The following is a 16,917-nucleotide window of genomic DNA, read 5'->3' as shown; positions in this document are numbered from 1 at the left end:
CGGAAAACCGGCCCGTCGGCTCACCCCTCTCCCCCGGTCGGTCACACCCCGTCGGTCACCCACCCCTGGCGGCGCAGCACGCCCGAGACGTCCGGCACCTCGTAGTGCTCGCCCTTGAGCACCTTGCCGTCGGCCCGTCGGGCGACCTGGCCGTCGGGGCCGAGCTTGGTCATGTTGGAGCGGTGGATCTCGGCCAGTACGGCGTCGAGGTCGATGCCGTGCACCAGGGCCGTGCCGTACGCGACGTAGACGACGTCCGCCAGCTCGTGCGCGAGTCTGTCGAGCGGGCCGGTGACGGAGACCTCGGCGACCTCCGCGGCCTCCTCGGCGAGCAGCTCGCCACGGTGCGCGGCGAGTTCCGGGGAGACTTCGGTCGGTGTACTGCGGGCGTCGAGCCCGAAGGCGAGGTGGAAGGCACGGACCAGGTCAGCGGGCGACGAACTCATACGGCGACTGTAGCGACGGGTCCGACAGTCCTCGTTGCGGAATGCGCCTGGCTCCGGCAGCCGCCGCCCCCTGCCGCTCCCTCACTCCCCTGTGACCCCTGCCCTGGTCAGGACCACATGACGGCTGGCAGGATCGCGGCCATGTCCAAGGCACTCTCCCGCATCAGCAGGCGCCGCGCCCTGGAGGGCGCGGCCGCCGGGTTCGTCGCCCTCGGGTTGCTGCTGTGGTGGCTGCTGCCCCTGGGCGAGGAGCCACCGAGCGGGACGATCACCTTCAGTACGGGCACGCGCGCGGGGGTCTATCAGGAGTACGGTGCACGCCTCCGCAATGAGCTGGCCAAGGACATGCCACAGCTGAAGGTGCGGCTGCTGACGAGCGACGGGTCACAGGAGAACGTCGAGCGCGTAGCGACGGGCCAGGCCGACTTCACGATCGCCGCCGCCGACGCGGTGGACACGTTCAAGATCGACAACAAGAGCGTCACCGACCGGCTGCGCGGTGTCGCACGCCTGTACGACGACTACGTACAGCTCGTCGTCCCGCCGGACTCGGACATCCGCTCCGTGGCGGACCTGAAAGGCAAGCGGGTGGCCATAGGGCTGCCCAACTCCGGTGTGCGGCTGATCGCCACCCGCGTGCTCGAGGCCGCCGGCATCGACCCGGAGAAGGACATCACGCCCCGCTCGGACGGCATCGACACCGGACCCAAGCGGCTGGGACGAGAGCTCGACGCGTTCTTCTGGTCGAGCGGCGTGCCGACGGACGGTCTGTCGGACATCGCCAAGACCTCCGCGTTCCGGTTCGTGCCGATCGACGCCGACCTCGTCGCCAAGGTGCACGCGCAGGGCGACGCGGCCCATTTCTACCGCGCGACGAACATGCCGGAGTCGGCCTACCCCACCGTCCAGAACGGGGACACGGTGCCGACGATCGCCGTCTCCAACCTGCTGATCACCCGCAAGGACATGGACCCCCGCCTCACCGAATGGCTCACCCGTACGGTGATCAAGAGCCGCGACGGCATCGGCGCCCACGTCCACTCCGCGCAACTGGTCGACCTGCGCACGGCGATCTACACCGATCCCCTGCCCCTGCACGAGGGCGCCCGGAACTACTACCGCTCGGTCAAACCGTAGGAACCCTGCCGCCGTACGAACCCTGTCGGCATGCGAACCCTGCCGACCAGCGCTAGGACGTCGGTCCCGACCTCGGCAGCGTCACCGTCACCCGCAACCCGTGCGGCTCATGACGGTCGTACGAGATGGCGCCCCCGCTCGCCGCGAGCAGCACGCGCGAGATCGACAGCCCCAGGCCGGAGCCCTTGATGTTCTGGTGCCGGCCACTGCGCCAGAAGCGGTCGCCGATGCGGGCGAGTTCCTCGTCGGTGAGGCCGGGGCCGTTGTCGGTCACGACGATCGTCGACGTGCTGCCATTGGAAGTCACGGTCACCTCGACCCGTTCGCCCTCCGGCGTGAACTTGACCGCGTTGTCGATCACCGCGTCCAGCGCGCTGGACAGCGCGATCGGGTCGGCCCACGCGGTGGTGGCCGGGCAGTCCCCCACCAGCCGTACGCCCTTCGCCCCGGCCGTCGGCGACCAGGCCGCGACGCGCTCGGCGGCCAGCGCGCCCACGTCGGTGAGCCGGAGATCGGCCTCGGTGTGCTCGGCCAGGGCCAGGTCGAGCAGGTCGTCCAGGACCTGGGCGAGACGCTTGCCCTCGGCCTGCACCGAAGCGATCTCCGCATTGCCCTCGGGAAGCTCGAAGGCGAGCAGCTCGATGCGCAGCAGCAGCGCCGCTAGCGGGTTGCGCAGCTGGTGCGAGGCGTCGGCGACGAAGGCCCGCTGCTGCTCCAGCACGTCCTCGACGTTGTCCGCCATCTCGTTGAACGACCGGGCCAGCCGCCGAAGTTCCGGAGGACCGCTGGCCACCGCGACCCGTGACTTCAGGCGACCGCTGGCGATGGCGTGCGTGGTGGCGTCCAGCACCCGAACCGGCTTGAGCACCCAGCCGGTGAGCCGGAGCGCGGCGCCGACGGCCACCAGCATCGCGGCCGTCAGACCCGCGCCGATGATCAGCCAGCCGTGCAGGATCCGCGAACGCATCTGCCCGGTGGGCGAGTCGGTGACGACGACCGCGACGACGTCACCGTCCCGGATGACCGGGGAGGCGATGACGAGGCGGCCTCGCTGCCAGGGCCACACCTGCTCGGGGTCGTGGCTGCGCCGGCTGAGGAGAGACTCCTCGAAGGCGTCACGCACTTCGCCGGTCGCGGGCAGGGACCAGGTCGTCGGCCCTTTGGTCAGAGGCCTGCCGTCGGGCCGGAAGACGCCGGCCCGGATGCCGTAGACGTCGTCGTAGCTCGCGAGTTCCCGGCCGAGGATGCGGAGCTCGTCGCGGGACCCGGGTGCGGCGTCGGCGCTGGGCCGTGCGATGGCTGCGAAGTACGCCGTGTCGTCGATCCGGTCGACGACGACCTTCTGCTGCTGGGCCGCGGCCAGGCTGACGGCGAGCGGGACGCCCAGGGCGAGCAGCACGGCCGCCATCAGGACGATGAGCAGCGGCAGGAGACGAGTGCGCACCCTCGCCCGCTACGACGCCGGGGCGACGAGGCGGTAGCCGACGCCGCGTACGGTCTCGATCAGCGCCGGCATGCGCAGCTTGGCGCGCAGGGACGCCACATGCACCTCAAGGGTGCGCCCGGTCCCCTCCCAACTCGTGCGCCACACCTCACTGATGATCTGTTCCCGGCGGAAGACCACCCCGGGCCGCTGGGCGAGCAGGGCGAGGAGATCGAACTCCTTGCGGGTCAGTTGGACAACCGAACCGTCGACGCTGACCTGGCGGGTGGGCAGCTCGATGCGTACGGCGCCCAGGCGCAGCACACCGTCGCCGCCCGTCCCGGCGTCCTCCTGCACATTGCGCCGGCTGACGGCGTGGATCCGGGCGAGCAGCTCTCCGGTGTCGTACGGCTTCACCACATAGTCGTCGGCTCCGAGGTTGAGGCCGTGGATGCGGGAGCGGACGTCGGAGCGCGCGGTGACCATGATCACCGGGGTGCTGGTCCGCTTGCGGATCTTGCCGCAGACCTCGTATCCGTCCTGGTCGGGCAGGCCGAGGTCGAGGAGGACGACGCCGAAGCCGTTGCCCTCGGGGACGAGCGCCTGGAGGGCCTCCTCGCCGCTGCGCGCGTGCGTGACGTCGAACCCGTGCCGCGCCAGCACCGCGGACAGCGCGGCGGCGACATGGTTGTCGTCCTCGACGAGGAGCAGTCTCACCCCGGCCTCCTTCGGTTCATCGGCCGTACGATTCAGGTAGGTACACAGTGCGTGCACGCGCGCGTGCACCATGGCAGTCACGCTGATGGACGACGACGCCGTCAAGTGGGTTCCGGTTGCGCACAGCTTCCGTTATCCAGCCGGTACGCGCCCAGGTCTCAAGTGCTACGACACGTGTCCGATTGCTATCGGATCGTGATGCTCAGATTCCCCTCAGAACTAATGACGCAGGTCGGATACGGTTATTACTGTCCTCCGAAACCGAGGAGGACGGAGCCTGAGAGCGATGACCGAAGTATCGGTGGCCAAGGAAGATGTGGCCGCGACCGGCGAGCTGGTCGTCCTGAAGAACGTGAACAAGCACTTCGGCGCGTTGCACGTGCTCCAGGACATCGACCTGACGATCGCCCGCGGCGAGGTCGTCGTGGTCATCGGACCCTCCGGGTCCGGGAAGTCCACCCTGTGCCGCACCATCAACCGCCTGGAGACGATCGACTCCGGCACGATCGAGATCGACGGCAAGCCCCTGCCCGCTGAGGGCAAGGCGCTGGCCAAGCTGCGTGCCGACGTCGGCATGGTCTTCCAGTCCTTCAATCTTTTCGCGCACAAGACCGTGCTCGAGAACGTGATGCTGGGCCAGATCAAGGTCCGCAAGACCGACAAGAAGAAGGCCGAGGAGCAGGCCCGCGCCCTGCTCGACCGGGTGGGCGTGGGCAGCCAGGCGGACAAGTACCCCGCTCAGCTCTCCGGCGGCCAGCAACAGCGTGTGGCCATCGCCCGTGCGCTGGCCATGGACCCCAAGGTCATGCTCTTCGACGAGCCGACGTCGGCTCTCGACCCGGAGATGATCAACGAGGTCCTGGAGGTCATGCAGCAGCTCGCCCGCGACGGCATGACCATGATCGTCGTCACCCACGAGATGGGCTTCGCCCGTTCGGCCGCCAACCGGGTGGTGTTCATGGCGGACGGCAAGATCGTCGAAGAAGCTGTGCCCGACCAGTTCTTCAGCAACCCGCGCAGCGACCGCGCGAAGGACTTCCTGTCCAAGATCCTGCACCACTGACGGGGTGCGATCCCGCACCACTGAACGGACTGCTTCACGCACCCGACGACCTGCGTCACCCGCCGTTCCTGACGGCACGCATCTCTTCTTCACACAAAGGATGTTCACCATGAAGCTCCGCAAGGTCTCCGCCGCGGCCGCCGCTGCACTCGTCCTTTCCCTCACTGCCACCGCCTGTGGTGGCGGTGATGGTGACAACGAGGGCAGCTCGGGTTCCGGTGGTGGCGACAAGATCAAAATCGGCATCAAGTACGACCAGCCGGGGCTGGGCCTGAAGGAGCCGGGTGGCACCTTCTCGGGCTTCGACGTGGACGTGGCGACGTACGTGGCGAAGGAACTCGGTTACGACGCCGACCAGATCGAGTGGGTCGAGACCAAGAGCGCCGACCGCGAGAACGCGCTGGCCCGCGGTGACGTGAAGTTCATCGCCGCCACCTACTCGATCACCGACGAGCGCAAGCAGAAGGTCGACTTCGCCGGCCCGTACCTGCTGGCCCACCAGGACCTGCTGGTCACGGCCGACTCTGACATCACCGAGGCCACTGACCTCAACGGCAAGAACCTGTGCTCGGTGGTCGGCTCCACCTCGGCGCAGAACGTCAAGAACGACTTCGCCCCGAAGGCCAACCTGAAGCAGGTCAGCGGCTACTCGGAGTGCCTCGCCGCTCTGCAGAACGGCACCGTGGACGCCCTGACCACGGACGACTCGATCCTCGCCGGCTACGCCGCGCAGGAGCAGTACAAGGGCAAGTTCAAGCTCGCCGGCCTCAAGCTGAGCAACGAAAACTACGGCATCGGTGTGAAGAAGGGTGACACCGAGACCGTGAACAAGATCAACGCCGCGCTGGAGAAGATGGTCAAGGACAAGGCCTGGGACAAGGCGGTCCAGGACAACTTCGGTCCGGCCAACTACAAGAACGAGCCCGCGCCGAAGATCGGCAACATCGTCAAGTAGCGCGAGGGTTCACCGGCGTGCCGTCGCCGACCGCGATCGAGGCGGCGGCACGCCGCGCTGTCCACGTACATCACCCACCCGGAAGCGCGGGAGACCGTGTTCGACTTTCTTTCTGACTATGACGACCCCACCCTGTTGGGCGCCTTCTGGATGACGGTGAAGCTCACCATCCTCTCCGGCATCGGCTCCCTTATCTGGGGCACCCTTCTGGCCGCGATGCGGGTCAGCCCGGTCCCGTTGATGCGCGGATTCGGCACCGTGTACGTCAACATCGTCCGGAACATCCCCCTGACGGTCATCATTCTCTTCTGCTCGCTCGGCCTCGCCGACATCTTCGGGGTGACGCTGGGCTCGTCCGACTTCAAGGTCCAGGGCTTCCGGCTCGCGGTGCTCGGTCTCGTCGGCTACACGGCGGCCTTCGTCTGCGAGGCGATTCGCTCCGGCATCAACACCGTGCCGCTTGGACAGGCCGAGGCGGCCCGGGCCATCGGGCTGAGCTTCAGCCAGACCCTCCGTCTCATCGTGCTGCCGCAGGCGTTCCGTTCGGTCATCGGTCCGCTGGCCAACGTGCTGATCGCCCTGACCAAGAACACCACCGTGGCGGCCGCGATCGGCGTGGCGGAGGCAGCCCTCCTCATGAAGGAAATGATCGAGAACGAGGCTGCGGTGCTGCTCATCGGCGGCATCTTCGCCTTCGGGTTCGTAGTACTGACCCTTCCCACCGGCCTCATCCTCGGCTGGCTGAGCAAGCGACTGGCGGTGAAGCGATGAGCTCGGTCCTCTACGACACTCCGGGCCCCCGCGCCAAGCGGCGCAATATCATCTTCTCGGTGATCTTCGTCGCCCTGCTCGCCCTGCTCGCGTGGTGGGTCTGGAAGGTCATGGACGACGAGGGCCAGCTGGAGTGGTCCCTGTGGAAGCCGTTCACCCAGTCCGAAGCCTGGTCGACCTATCTGCTGCCAGGTCTCGCCAACACGCTCAAGGCCGCGGCGCTCTCCATGGTGATCGCCCTTCCCCTGGGCGCGTTTCTCGGTATCTCCCGCATGTCCGACCACCGGTGGGTACGCATTCCGGCCGGCGTGGTGGTCGAGTTCTTCCGGGCGATCCCGGTCCTGCTGCTGATGCTGTTCGCCAACGAGTTTTACGTCCGCTACACGGGCGTCGCCAGCGACGAGAGGCCTCTGTACGCGGTGGTCACCGGTCTGGTGCTCTACAACGCCTCGGTCCTCGCCGAGGTCGTACGCGCAGGCATCCTGGCCCTCCCGAAGGGCCAGACGGAAGCGGCCCAGGCCATCGGTCTGCGCAAGGGCCAGACCATGACCAGCATTCTGCTCCCGCAGGCCGTCACCGCGATGCTGCCGGCCATCGTCAGCCAGCTCGTGGTCATCGTGAAGGACACGGCGCTGGGCGGCGTGATGATCGGGTTCACCGAGCTGCTCAACTCGCGCCAGACGCTGGCGGCGTTCTACGGCAACGTCATCCCCAGCTTCATCGTGGTGGCCGTGGTCTACATCATCCTGAACTTCATCCTCACCAGCTTCGCGAGCTGGCTGGAGGGCAGGTTGCGGCGGAGCAAGCGCAGCACGGGTGCTGTCCTCGGTGCCGAGGACATGGAGGAGCTCAACCCCGCTGCGGTGGGCGGCTCCTTCGGGACCGGCGGTGAGGGCGGCGGCCTACCAGGCTCCAGGACCTACACCTGACGAACAGTCAAATAACCTGAACGATGCGGAGGGCAGTGGCATGATCGCCACTGCCCTCCGTCACTTGACGCAAGCACCGGCAATGGGTTGCATACGTTCTGTGATCGTGCACCCTGCTCCAACTTTCTGTTCACTTGCGTCCCTCGGGACACCACTGCGGGCAGGGGGCGCCGCGCCGTGGACCCGGTGATCATCGTCGGAGCGGGGCCCGTCGGGCTCACGCTCGCCCTGGCGCTGGCCCGTCAGGAGGTGCCGTCCGTCGTCCTCGACGAGGGCCCCGGCAAGGACGAACCCCGCCTCGCTCGCACCGCCGTCCTGCGCGAGGACACCACCTCCCTCATGGAGCGCCTCACGGGTGTGCCGGTCGCCGAGGCCGGGGCGCGCTGGGCCGGATGGCGGGCGATGCGGCGCAAGCAGGTGATGCGCGAGGTCACGTTCGACGCCGCCACCGAAGAGGGCGAGGGCGTCACAAGCCCTGGGGACGCAACGAACTCCGGGGTCTCCAGGCTCCCCGCCCCCCTGCACATCCCCCAGCACACGCTGACCAACGCCCTGCGCGCGGCCCTCGCCGGCGAACGGCTCGTCAAGATCGTCGTGGACAGCCGCCTGGACGCGATCGAGCAGGAGCCCTCGGGCGTCACCGCCCACACCCGCGGCCCCAAGGGAACCTGGTGGCGAGGCAGTTACCTGGTGGGCTGCGACGGCCAGCGCTCGACCGTACGAAAGCTGGAGGACATCCGCTTTCCCGGCCGTACGGCGGTGGAGCGACACGCCGTGGCCGCACTACGCGCGGAACTTCCGTGGGACGGTAAGGCGTTGCTCCATCGGATGCCGCCGTGGCGGACGTCCGGTCCTTCGGGCGGGGAGGTCACCGGACGGCCGCTCCCGGACGGGGTGTGGCGCCTCGACTGGCTGCTGCCGCCGGGCAAGGAACTGGTCACACCCGAGATGCTGGTCGCCCGCGTCCGGGAGACGCTCGCCGGGTGGACCGGCGGGACGACACCGCCGTACGAACTCCTCGACACCGGGGTCCACACGGTCCACCACCGCCTGGCCCGGCGCTGGCGCGTGGGCCGCGTCTTTCTCGCCGGGGACGCGGCGCACTGCCTCGGCACGCTCGGCACGCACGGGCTGGACGAGGGGCTGCGAGACGCCGACAACCTCGCCTGGAAGCTGGCGCCGGCCTGGCACCACGGGCCGCACGAGGCGCTGCTCGACAGCTACCAGGCGGAGCGGCGCGCGGCCGTCGCCGCCCGGCTGCGCGCCGCCGACCAGGCGCTGCCGCTGCTGCGCGGCGGCGGAGGGCTGCGCGCGGTCGTTCCCGGCTCCGCCCGGGGCCATGACGCGCTGCTGATGGACGGCCACCTCGGGCAGGGAGCGATCGGTGCGCCGCGGACGTACGCCGACTCCCCGCTCGCGCCCCCGCCCCTGGAGGGCGAGGTCCCCGTGGACACACCGCGCGGGGCGCCGGTCATGGACGTACGGGTCACCGCGGAGGACGGCTCCTTTGTCCAACTGCGGGACCGGCTCGGGCGCGGCACGCTGCTGGTCGTACTCATCGCGCCGGGCACGGGCGTGTGGGACCGCAAGCACTGGGCCACCGCCGGGATCATGCCCCGGCTGGCCGCCGCGGTGACGGCACTGCCGTATCCGGCCGAGTTGCTGGTCGCGGAGAGCTATCCGGGGGCGGCGGCGCATTCAGTGCTGCTGGTCCGCCCCGATGGGCACCTGGTGACGGTGTTGAGCGGGGTCCGGCCGGCTGATCTGTACGTGGCGGCCGAGGCGGCGCTGGGCGGCCCGGTCAAGTCACAGGCCGAGGCGACGGAGGAAGCCGGGGCGGCGGCCGGCTCGCGCTGATGGCTCTGATGGCTCTGATGGCGCCGAGCTGTCGCACAGAGGCCGTCCTCACCTGGGAATTCATCGGGAACTCTGCTGGGAACTCACCGGGGAGCAACGCTCACTGTCACTCTGCGGTCCGCATAGTGACAGTGAGTTGACCGGTTCGCACCGTCATGGTGTACTCCCGACCATGACCGACACCTGCGTGCGCCTGTGGCGGAGGGTCCATATGGACCTCGTCCGCTATGCGGGCTGCGTGTGTCGCCCGTCCTGCTGAACTCGCATCCCCTTTCTCCGCGCGCGTCACGCCTGCCGCCTTGTGCCTGGCCGCCTCTGCTCTCGCGCGTTCTTGGCGAACTCTCATCAGGACGGTGCCCGTGTCTGTATCCCCTGCCGCCGATGCCGCTTCTCAGCAGGTTCCCGCGGCGATCTCCGCGGTGGCCTCCGCGCCGGTTTCCACGCCGACGCAGGCGGACCTTTTCGACTTCGTACGGCGTACCGCCGCCGACGCCGACTTGATCGCCTCGCTCCCGCTCGACCCCGAGGGCCGTACCTGGGTACGACTTGAGGGTCCCGGCGGCAGCGAAGCCTGGCTGATCGGCTGGCCCCCCGGTACGGGCACCGGCTGGCACGACCACGCCGACTCTGTCGGCGCCTTCGTTACGGCGGCCGGTGAGCTCAAGGAGAACGCGCTCGCCGTCCGGCTGCCCGCCGACGGCTGGAGGACATTGGAACTGACGGACGACGTGGACCGGGAACGCCGGCTGCCGGCCGGAAAGGGCCGCTCCTTCGGCCGCCACCATGTGCACGAGGTCCTCAACGAGTCCGCCGACCGCCATGCGATCTCCGTTCACGCCTACTACCCGCCCCTGCCGCGGATCCGCCGCTTCAGCCGCAGCGGGCCGATCCTGCGCCTGGAGCAGGTGGAGCGTCCGGAGGACTGGCAGTGACCGGGACGGAGGGCCCTTCGGTGTACGACTTGAGCGAACGGCCGCTCGGCGAGGGCGAGTTGACTTCGAGCGGTGCTAACGGTGTGAGCGAGGAGCCGACGGCCGACAGGGGTGAGTCGAAGGTGGGCGGTGTGAGTGAGTCGCCGATCGGTAGGGACGGGTCGAAGCTCGGCCGGGGCGAGTCTCCGGTCCGCGGGGACCAGGCGACAGTCGGCGAGGGCCAGGTGCTAGTCGGCGAGGACCAGGCGCCAGTCCGCGAGGACCAGGCGCCAGTCCGCGAGGACCAGGCGCCAGTCCGCGAGGACCAGGCGCCAGTCCGCGAGGACCAGGCTCCGGTCCGCGGGACCGAGGACCAGGCTCCGGTCCGCGGGACCCAGGCACCAATCGGCGGGGGTGAGTCGAAGGTGGGCGTGGACGACCGGCCACTCGGCATCGACGAGTTGCTTGAGCGGGTGCGCGCGGGCTACACGCGGATCGAGCCTCGGGAGGCGTACGAGGCCGCCCAGGCCGGTGAGGCCCTGCTGGTCGACATCCGGTACGCGGCCCTGCGCGAGCGGGACGGGCTGATACCCGGCTCCCTCGTCGTCGAGCGCAACGAACTCGAGTGGCGGCTCGATCCGCAGGGCAGCCATCGCGCCCCCGAGGCAACGAGTCACGGCCTGCGGGTCGTGGTCGTCTGCAACGAGGGGTACGCATCGAGCCTGGCGGTCGAGTCACTACGGCGACTGGGACTGCACCGGGCGACCGATCTGGTCGGGGGGTTCCAGGCTTGGCGGGCGGAGGGGCTTCCGGTGTCACCGGGGGCGGGGGCCGGGGCTCAGGCCTAGCGGTTGCTCGCGGGCAGTGGAGCAGCGGGACCACGCCCTCCTCAACCCCCATGACCTCGTCACCGACCTCGGACGGCCCAGCAGGCCCGCGTGATCACTACCCGGACCCGAACGCGATGGGCGCCCCCGCGCGTCCACCGTGTCCGGGGCCGGAATCCTGCATTCCCGGCTCCCGACTCCCTGCTCCCCCACCTCAGGGCCTGTTCGCCCACCCCAGCGCCTATACGGGGCCGTGGCCCCGGGCCGCCGGGATCAGAACCCCTCGTCCCCGAGGAACTCCGTGTCCTCCCCCTCTTCCTCCAGGGCCTGTCGGACCACCCGCAGGGCCATGCCCTCGGGGTAGCCCTTGCGGGCCAGCATGCCCGCGAGGCGGCGCAGGCGTTTGTCGCGGTCGAGGCCACGGGTGGAGCGCAGTTTGCGGGCGACGAGTTCGCGTGCGGTCGTCTCCTCCTGCTCGGAATCGAGCTGGGCGACGGCCGCGTCGATCAGCGTGGAGTCGACGCCCTTGGTGCGCAGTTCCTGGGCAAGCGCACGTCGAGCCAGTCCCCGGCCGTGGTGCCGGGACTCCACCCAGGCGTCCGCGAACGCACTGTCGTTGATGAGACCGACCTCCTCGAACCGCGACAGCACCTCCTCGGCAGCCTCGTCCGGGATCTCCCGCTTGCGCAGAGCGTCCGCGAGTTGCTTGCGGGTACGCGGGGTCCCGGTGAGCAGACGCAGGCAGATCGCCCGCGCCTGCTCCACCGGGTCCCCCGGGGGCGCCCCCTTCTCGGCCCTCGACGAGGCAGAGGCACCTCCGTCCTCACCGGACTGCTCTGTGCGGCCGCGCCTACGACGCCCGCGTGAGCCGCCCGAGCCATCCGCACCCCGGGCCCCACCACGGCTCCGGCGCGAGCCGCCACCGGACGCTCCCGCGCCCGGCGCCGAGCCGTCCCCCGGCCACGCTTCGCCGTCCACCGCGCCACGTCCCGGAGCATCGCCGTACGCCAGTCCCGGAGCAGCGCCGTACGTCAAGCCCGACTCATCGCCATACCCCGGGCCAGGCTCGTCGCCATACCTCGGGTCCGGCTCATTGCCGCGCCTCCCGTAGTGCCCGTCGCTCCCGTACGACCCACTCGCGCCGTACGGCGCCATGCCGTCGTTCCCCCCGTCCGTGCCATGGGCCGCGTCCCCTCCGTAGACGTAACCGCCCGTCCCGGAGGAGGCCCTGTCGCCGCCTCTCTCCCGCTCACGCGGAGCGTTCGGGTCGGCGGCGTACTCGGCCCAGTCCGTGCGTCGTGTCACGGGTCAGCTCTTGGCTGCCGCGGCCTTGGTCTTGGCTGCCTTGGTCGCCGCCGGGGCCGGCACCGTCTTCGCGGCGTCGTCCGGGGTGGCGGAGACCGCGGCGTCCGCGCCCGGCTCGGCGGCCGGCTCCTCCGGACGCACGCCGACGCCCAGCTTCTCCTTGATCTTCTTCTCGATCTCGTTGGCCAGATCGGGGTTGTCCTTCAGGAAGTTGCGGGCGTTCTCCTTACCCTGGCCGAGCTGGTCGCCCTCGTACGTGTACCAGGCGCCGGCCTTGCGGACGAAGCCGTGCTCCACGCCCATGTCGATCAGGCCGCCCTCGCGGCTGATGCCCTGGCCGTAGAGGATGTCGAACTCGGCCTGCTTGAAGGGCGGCGCGACCTTGTTCTTGACGACCTTGCAGCGCGTGCGGTTGCCGACCGCCTCGGTGCCGTCCTTCAGGGTCTCGATGCGGCGGATGTCGATACGCACCGAGGCGTAGAACTTCAGCGCCCGTCCACCGGTCGTGGTCTCCGGGGAACCGAACATCACACCGATCTTCTCGCGGAGCTGGTTGATGAAGATCGCGGTGGTCTTGGACTGGTTGAGCGCGCTGGTGATCTTCCGCAGGGCCTGGCTCATCAGGCGCGCCTGCAGACCGACGTGGCTGTCGCCCATCTCGCCCTCGATCTCCGCGCGCGGGACGAGCGCGGCGACGGAGTCGATGACGATGAGGTCGAGGGCACCGGAGCGGACCAGCATGTCCACGATCTCCAGCGCCTGCTCGCCGTTGTCCGGCTGGGACAGGATCAGGTTGTCGATGTCGACGCCGAGCTTCTTCGCGTACTCGGGGTCGAGGGCGTGCTCCGCGTCCACGAAGGCGACCTGGCCGCCGGCCTTCTGGGCGTTCGCCACCGCGTGCAGGGTCAGGGTCGTCTTACCGGAGGACTCCGGGCCGTATACCTCCACCACACGGCCACGCGGCAGGCCGCCGACGCCAAGGGCGACGTCGAGTGCGGTCGACCCGGTGGGGATGACCTCGATGGGCTCATTCGGCCGCTCGCCCATGCGCATGACCGCGCCCTTGCCGAACTGCCGTTCAATCTGTGCGAGCGCGGCGTCGAGCGCCTTCTCGCGGTCGGTTCCTGCCATGGGTTCCACCCGGTTTGCTTGAGTCGATCGCTTCACGTCAAAGACGCTAACGCCTGCCACTGACAATGCGCCCCGACGCCCGTCCGGCCTGTGGATAACTCGGGCACTTCTCTACCGAAACCGTGGCGAACTGCCCGCCGAGCGCTCCGCCGGAGCCTCCATCAGAATGGATGTTCGATTTTTGTGTCAAGCACACCACGCGACACCCTCGAGACTACGTGTCCGGTGTCCTCGAAGGTGATGGTCGAGCCTGGCGTTCACGCACGAGACGCCGTCGCCGGAGCGCCGGGCAGCCCGGCGGGCGGGCACACTCGGTGCCGAGCCCCCGCAACAGAACAAGCAGGCGCACTGCGACCCCAACGAACCGACGAACTGAGACAGGGCGGCCCACCACCGGATCCACCCGGTAGCCCCGGATCTCGTCACCCACAGCCGGGCTCAGGCGGAGCTCTCCCCGGAGTTCCCCTTCTCTGCCGGGGGTTGTTTCCCCGGCCGTCGTGCCCACAGCTCACGCGCGCGTCTGAACAGCCTGCCGCCGGTGCCCCGCCCCCGGTGCCCGTGGACGCGCGGGTCGTCCGTGACGTCGTACCGCTTCACGTAGGCCCCGAGGAACGCCTGCAGCGTGGCGACCGCCGGGATGGCGATCAGCGCGCCCACCGCGCCGAGGAGAGCGGTGCCCGCGATGACCGAGCCGAAGGCAACGGCGGGGTGGATGTCGACGGTCTTCGAGGTCACCTTGGGCTGCAGCACATAGTTCTCGAACTGCTGGTAGACGACGACGAAGATCAGCACCCACAGCGTGTACCAGGGATCGACCGTGAAGGCGATCAGCATGGGCAGGAAGCCCGCGAGATACGTCCCAATGGTGGGGATGAACTGCGACACCAGGCCGACCCACACGGCGAGCACGGGCGCGTACGGCACGTCCAGGGTCTCCAGCAGGATGTAGTGGGCTATGCCTGAGATCAGCGCCATGAGTCCGCGCGAGTACAGGTAGCCGCCGGTCTTGATGACGGCGATCTCCCACGCGCGCAGCACCTCGGCCTGCTTGGCGGGCGGCAGTACGGAGCACAGTGCGCGGCGCAGTCGCGGGCCGTCCGCGGCGAAGTAGAACGAGAACAACGTGATCGTCAGCAACTGGAAGAGACCGCCGAGGACCTGGGCTGACACGTCCAGGACGCCGGTGGCGCTGTTCTGCACGTAGTTGCGCAGCCAGTCGGAGCGCAGCAGGCCCTCCTGGACGTCCACGCGGCGCAGCTCGGTGTTGAAGTGCGTGTTGATCCAGTTGATGACGGAGTCGAGGTAGGCCGGGAAGTCCTCGACGATCTTGATGATCTGGCCCGCGAGCATCGACCCCAGCAGCGTCACGAACCCGGCGGACACGACGATCACGGCGAGGAAGACGATGCCGGTGGCCAGTCCTCGGCGCATGCCGCGCGAGGCCATCCAGCTCACCGCCGGCTCGATGGCCAGGGCCAGGAAGAACGCGATGAGGATGTTGATCAGCAGCCCGGTGAGCTGGTGAAAGGCCCAGCTGCCCAACTGGAACGCACCGACGAGCGCCAGCGCGAGCACCATGGCCCGCGGCAGCCAGCGCGGCATGCGACTGCTCGGCCCGGCGGCCCCCTCGCCCGGAGGCTGGGTGGGCGGCGTCGTGCCGAACGGGGATCCGTGCCGGGCGAGCTGCCCGGTCTCGTCAGTGCGTGCCACGGAGCAAGTGTCGCCCACGCCACCGACAACCGGCTGCCGTCCGGTGATCTTCGTGACGGTCAGCGCTTCTCCCCCGGAACGTTCATGACGGCGCACACCACACGCCACACGTCCTTGGCCTCCCAGCCGGCGTCCAGCGCCTCGTGCACCGTCCGCCCGCCGAGCTCCGCCATCACATGGTCGCGCGCGAAGGTGTCGGCGTATCCCGGACCGAAGTGATCCGTCATCCGCTCCCAGAAGACCGTCAACCGCATACGTCCAGTATCCCGCCCCTGAGAGTGGGCCTGCGCCGGGACCGCTTGCCGAGACCGCTTTCCGCCCTACGGTCTGACGCATGGCCGAAACAGGAGCTTCCCCACGCCCCCCGACGCCCCCTGCGCACTCCCCCCTCTTCCGCGCCGAGCAGTTCGTCTGGCTCACCGCGCGCGTGCTCGAGCAGCGCCTCTTCGCGTATCACTTCCTGAACGGCGCGGCGAACGCGGTGGAGACCGCGCTGGACGCCTACCGCAACGAGGACGGCGGATACGGCCACGCGCTGGAGCCCGACCTGCGCGGCCCGGTCAGCCAGCCACTGCACACCGGCCACGCACTGCATGTCCTGGACGCCATCGAACGCTGCGGCGGGCAGCGCGTGGATCGCGTATGTCGATACCTCACCTCGGTCTCCACCGCGGACGGCGCCCTCCCTGCGGTCCACCCCAGCCAGCGCGGCTACCCCGCGGCTCCTTTCATCCCGATCGTGGACGACCCGCCCAGCTCCCTCCTGGCCACCGGACCGGTGGTCGGTCTGCTGCACCGCAACGAGGTATGGCACGCCTGGCTGTTCCGGGCCACGGACTTCTGCTGGCAGGCGGTCGAATCCCTGGAGAAGTCACATCCGTACGAGATCGAGGCCGCCGTGGCCTTCCTGGACTCCGCTCCGGACCGCACGCGCGCGGAGGCAGCCGCCGACCGCCTGGGCCGCCTGGTGCGCGAACAGCGCCTGGCGGCCCTGGACCCGGACAACCTCGACGCGTACCCGCTCTCCCCCGGCTACGCCCCCGCCGAGCACCACTTCCCGCACGACTACGCGCGGACACCGCACTCCCTCGCACGCGCGTGGTTCACGGACGAAGAGATGAGCCGCTCCCTCGACCACCTCGCCGGCGAGCAGCAGGAGGACGGAGGCTGGCCGATCAACTGGCGCAGATGGGCGCCGGGCACCGCCCTGGAGGCCCGCCCCATGGTGACGATCGAGGCACTGCGCACGCTGAGGGCACACGGCCGCCACATCGGCTAACCCACGCGCAGCACGAGCGCCCCACAGCGGCAGCGCAACCCTCACCTCCAGCACCGTCACGTGCCCGTCGCCGAAGGTCCCCTCCACCGTGAGGGCGGCAAGCAGACCACCGGCAACAGGATGACCGAGCCGCGCCCTTCCGCCCACAGCCAGAACAGCCACACGGGCAGGCAAGCAGCGTGGCCTTCCGGGCTGGCCCCGCAGCAGACCGACTCCGAGCAACTCGGCACCACCAGTACCGCACCTCGCCCGAACCTGCCGCACCCCCATACTCGCGACGGCGAACGACTGGACGCACACCCGGCACGTACGGCCAACCGTGCCGGCTGAGCAAGCACCCCCACGGGCCCGCAGCCGCCCGCGGCGGGAAGGGGACGTGCCGGGGGGTGTCCGCCCGCAGAGTCCGGTGTCAACAAACGGCACCTCCAGCCCAAGGCCCACCACCGGACCGAGGAC

17 protein-coding genes are annotated in these 16,917 nt (G+C 69.5%); 10 read left to right on the top strand and 7 right to left on the bottom strand.

Going from position 1 to position 16,917, the window contains the following annotated elements:
* Positions 1–41 precede the first annotated feature (41 nt).
* Complete coding sequence (locus ACIREI_RS38940; protein ID WP_403343617.1) at positions 42–446, bottom strand: MazG nucleotide pyrophosphohydrolase domain-containing protein; 405 nt, start codon at positions 444–446, stop codon at positions 42–44.
* 141 nt (positions 447–587) lie between these two features.
* Between ACIREI_RS38940 and ACIREI_RS38935 the strand changes: the two genes are divergently transcribed.
* Positions 588–1,583 (top strand): TAXI family TRAP transporter solute-binding subunit, encoded by a 996-nt coding sequence (locus ACIREI_RS38935; RefSeq protein WP_403343614.1) that lies wholly within the window; start codon positions 588–590, stop codon positions 1,581–1,583.
* Positions 1,584–1,635: 52 nt separating this feature from the next.
* On the opposite strand, the gene ACIREI_RS38930 is transcribed toward ACIREI_RS38935, so the two are convergent.
* Together ACIREI_RS38930 and ACIREI_RS38925 are read right to left on the bottom strand one after the other, a co-directional pair.
* A complete protein-coding gene (locus ACIREI_RS38930; protein ID WP_403343611.1) occupies positions 1,636–3,027 on the bottom strand; it encodes a sensor histidine kinase in 1,392 nt (463 codons plus the stop codon).
* A gap of 9 nt (positions 3,028–3,036) precedes the next feature.
* Positions 3,037–3,723 carry a response regulator transcription factor gene (locus ACIREI_RS38925; RefSeq protein WP_403343608.1) on the bottom strand — a complete coding sequence of 229 codons (687 nt, stop codon included), beginning with the start codon at positions 3,721–3,723 and terminating at the stop codon, positions 3,037–3,039.
* Positions 3,724–4,009: 286 nt separating this feature from the next.
* Here ACIREI_RS38925 and ACIREI_RS38920 point away from each other — a divergent pair, with 286 nt between their 5' ends.
* The 8 genes from ACIREI_RS38920 (at position 4,010) to ACIREI_RS38885 (ending at position 11,057) form a co-directional block, all read left to right on the top strand.
* A complete protein-coding gene (locus ACIREI_RS38920; RefSeq protein ID WP_403343606.1) occupies positions 4,010–4,786 on the top strand; it encodes an amino acid ABC transporter ATP-binding protein in 777 nt (258 codons plus the stop codon).
* Positions 4,787–4,895: 109 nt separating this feature from the next.
* Complete coding sequence (locus ACIREI_RS38915) at positions 4,896–5,741, top strand: glutamate ABC transporter substrate-binding protein (RefSeq protein ID WP_403343603.1); 846 nt, start codon at positions 4,896–4,898, stop codon at positions 5,739–5,741.
* 96 nt (positions 5,742–5,837) lie between these two features.
* Complete coding sequence (locus ACIREI_RS38910; protein WP_403343600.1) at positions 5,838–6,512, top strand: amino acid ABC transporter permease; 675 nt, start codon at positions 5,838–5,840, stop codon at positions 6,510–6,512.
* Entirely contained in the window at positions 6,509–7,441 is a 933-nt protein-coding gene (locus ACIREI_RS38905; RefSeq protein WP_403343598.1) for an amino acid ABC transporter permease, read from the top strand. Before ACIREI_RS38910 ends, ACIREI_RS38905 begins: the two co-directional genes overlap by 4 nt.
* A 177-nt stretch (positions 7,442–7,618) precedes the next feature.
* Complete coding sequence (locus ACIREI_RS38900) at positions 7,619–9,298, top strand: FAD-dependent monooxygenase (protein WP_403343597.1); 1,680 nt, start codon at positions 7,619–7,621, stop codon at positions 9,296–9,298.
* A gap of 172 nt (positions 9,299–9,470) precedes the next feature.
* Complete coding sequence (locus ACIREI_RS38895) at positions 9,471–9,557, top strand: putative leader peptide (RefSeq protein WP_313960178.1); 87 nt, start codon at positions 9,471–9,473, stop codon at positions 9,555–9,557.
* Positions 9,558–9,657: 100 nt separating this feature from the next.
* Positions 9,658–10,230 (top strand): cysteine dioxygenase, encoded by a 573-nt coding sequence (locus tag ACIREI_RS38890; RefSeq protein ID WP_403343595.1) that lies wholly within the window; start codon positions 9,658–9,660, stop codon positions 10,228–10,230.
* Between the two features lie 383 nt (positions 10,231–10,613).
* The gene (locus ACIREI_RS38885) at positions 10,614–11,057 is read left to right on the top strand and encodes a rhodanese-like domain-containing protein (RefSeq protein WP_403343968.1); all 444 of its coding nucleotides are present in this window, start codon (positions 10,614–10,616) and stop codon (positions 11,055–11,057) included.
* Between the two features lie 252 nt (positions 11,058–11,309).
* On the opposite strand, the gene recX is transcribed toward ACIREI_RS38885, so the two are convergent.
* The 4 genes from recX to ACIREI_RS38865 form a co-directional block, all read right to left on the bottom strand.
* Positions 11,310–12,341 carry a recombination regulator RecX gene (gene recX, locus ACIREI_RS38880; protein WP_403343593.1) on the bottom strand — a complete coding sequence of 344 codons (1,032 nt, stop codon included), beginning with the start codon at positions 12,339–12,341 and terminating at the stop codon, positions 11,310–11,312.
* Positions 12,342–12,344: 3 nt separating this feature from the next.
* Positions 12,345–13,472 (bottom strand): recombinase RecA, encoded by a 1,128-nt coding sequence (recA, locus tag ACIREI_RS38875; RefSeq protein WP_403343591.1) that lies wholly within the window; start codon positions 13,470–13,472, stop codon positions 12,345–12,347.
* Positions 13,473–13,910: 438 nt separating this feature from the next.
* Complete coding sequence (locus ACIREI_RS38870) at positions 13,911–15,182, bottom strand: AI-2E family transporter (RefSeq protein WP_403343588.1); 1,272 nt, start codon at positions 15,180–15,182, stop codon at positions 13,911–13,913.
* A gap of 59 nt (positions 15,183–15,241) precedes the next feature.
* Positions 15,242–15,436 carry a DUF3046 domain-containing protein gene (locus tag ACIREI_RS38865; protein WP_403343585.1) on the bottom strand — a complete coding sequence of 65 codons (195 nt, stop codon included), beginning with the start codon at positions 15,434–15,436 and terminating at the stop codon, positions 15,242–15,244.
* An 80-nt stretch (positions 15,437–15,516) separates the two neighbouring features.
* Here ACIREI_RS38865 and ACIREI_RS38860 point away from each other — a divergent pair, with 80 nt between their 5' ends.
* Positions 15,517–16,461, top strand: coding sequence for a hypothetical protein (locus tag ACIREI_RS38860; RefSeq protein WP_403343582.1), 945 nt, complete (start codon positions 15,517–15,519; stop codon positions 16,459–16,461).
* Positions 16,462–16,917: the final 456 nt, after the last annotated feature.

This window comes from Streptomyces sp. NPDC093591 (assembly GCF_044764885.1).
In the GTDB taxonomy this organism is placed as follows: Bacteria; Actinomycetota; Actinomycetes; order Streptomycetales; family Streptomycetaceae; genus Streptomyces.
The sequence above is the reverse complement of the archived record's forward strand: the minus strand, read 5'-3'. Positions and strand labels throughout refer to the sequence as shown.

What these genes read in the sequence shown, in the direction of transcription:
- ACIREI_RS38940 (WP_403343617.1), bottom strand. Translation starts at nt 446, where the DNA reads ATGAGTTCGTCGCCCGCTGACCTGGTCCGTGCCTTCCACCTCGCCTTC.
- ACIREI_RS38935 (WP_403343614.1), top strand. Translation starts at nt 588, where the DNA reads ATGTCCAAGGCACTCTCCCGCATCAGCAGGCGCCGCGCCCTGGAGGGC.
- recA (WP_403343591.1), bottom strand. Translation starts at nt 13,472, where the DNA reads ATGGCAGGAACCGACCGCGAGAAGGCGCTCGACGCCGCGCTCGCACAG.
- ACIREI_RS38860 (WP_403343582.1), top strand. Translation starts at nt 15,517, where the DNA reads ATGGCCGAAACAGGAGCTTCCCCACGCCCCCCGACGCCCCCTGCGCAC.
- ACIREI_RS38895 (WP_313960178.1), top strand. Translation starts at nt 9,471, where the DNA reads ATGACCGACACCTGCGTGCGCCTGTGGCGGAGGGTCCATATGGACCTC.
- ACIREI_RS38915 (WP_403343603.1), top strand. Translation starts at nt 4,896, where the DNA reads ATGAAGCTCCGCAAGGTCTCCGCCGCGGCCGCCGCTGCACTCGTCCTT.
- ACIREI_RS38865 (WP_403343585.1), bottom strand. Translation starts at nt 15,436, where the DNA reads ATGCGGTTGACGGTCTTCTGGGAGCGGATGACGGATCACTTCGGTCCG.
- ACIREI_RS38905 (WP_403343598.1), top strand. Translation starts at nt 6,509, where the DNA reads ATGAGCTCGGTCCTCTACGACACTCCGGGCCCCCGCGCCAAGCGGCGC.
- ACIREI_RS38920 (WP_403343606.1), top strand. Translation starts at nt 4,010, where the DNA reads ATGACCGAAGTATCGGTGGCCAAGGAAGATGTGGCCGCGACCGGCGAG.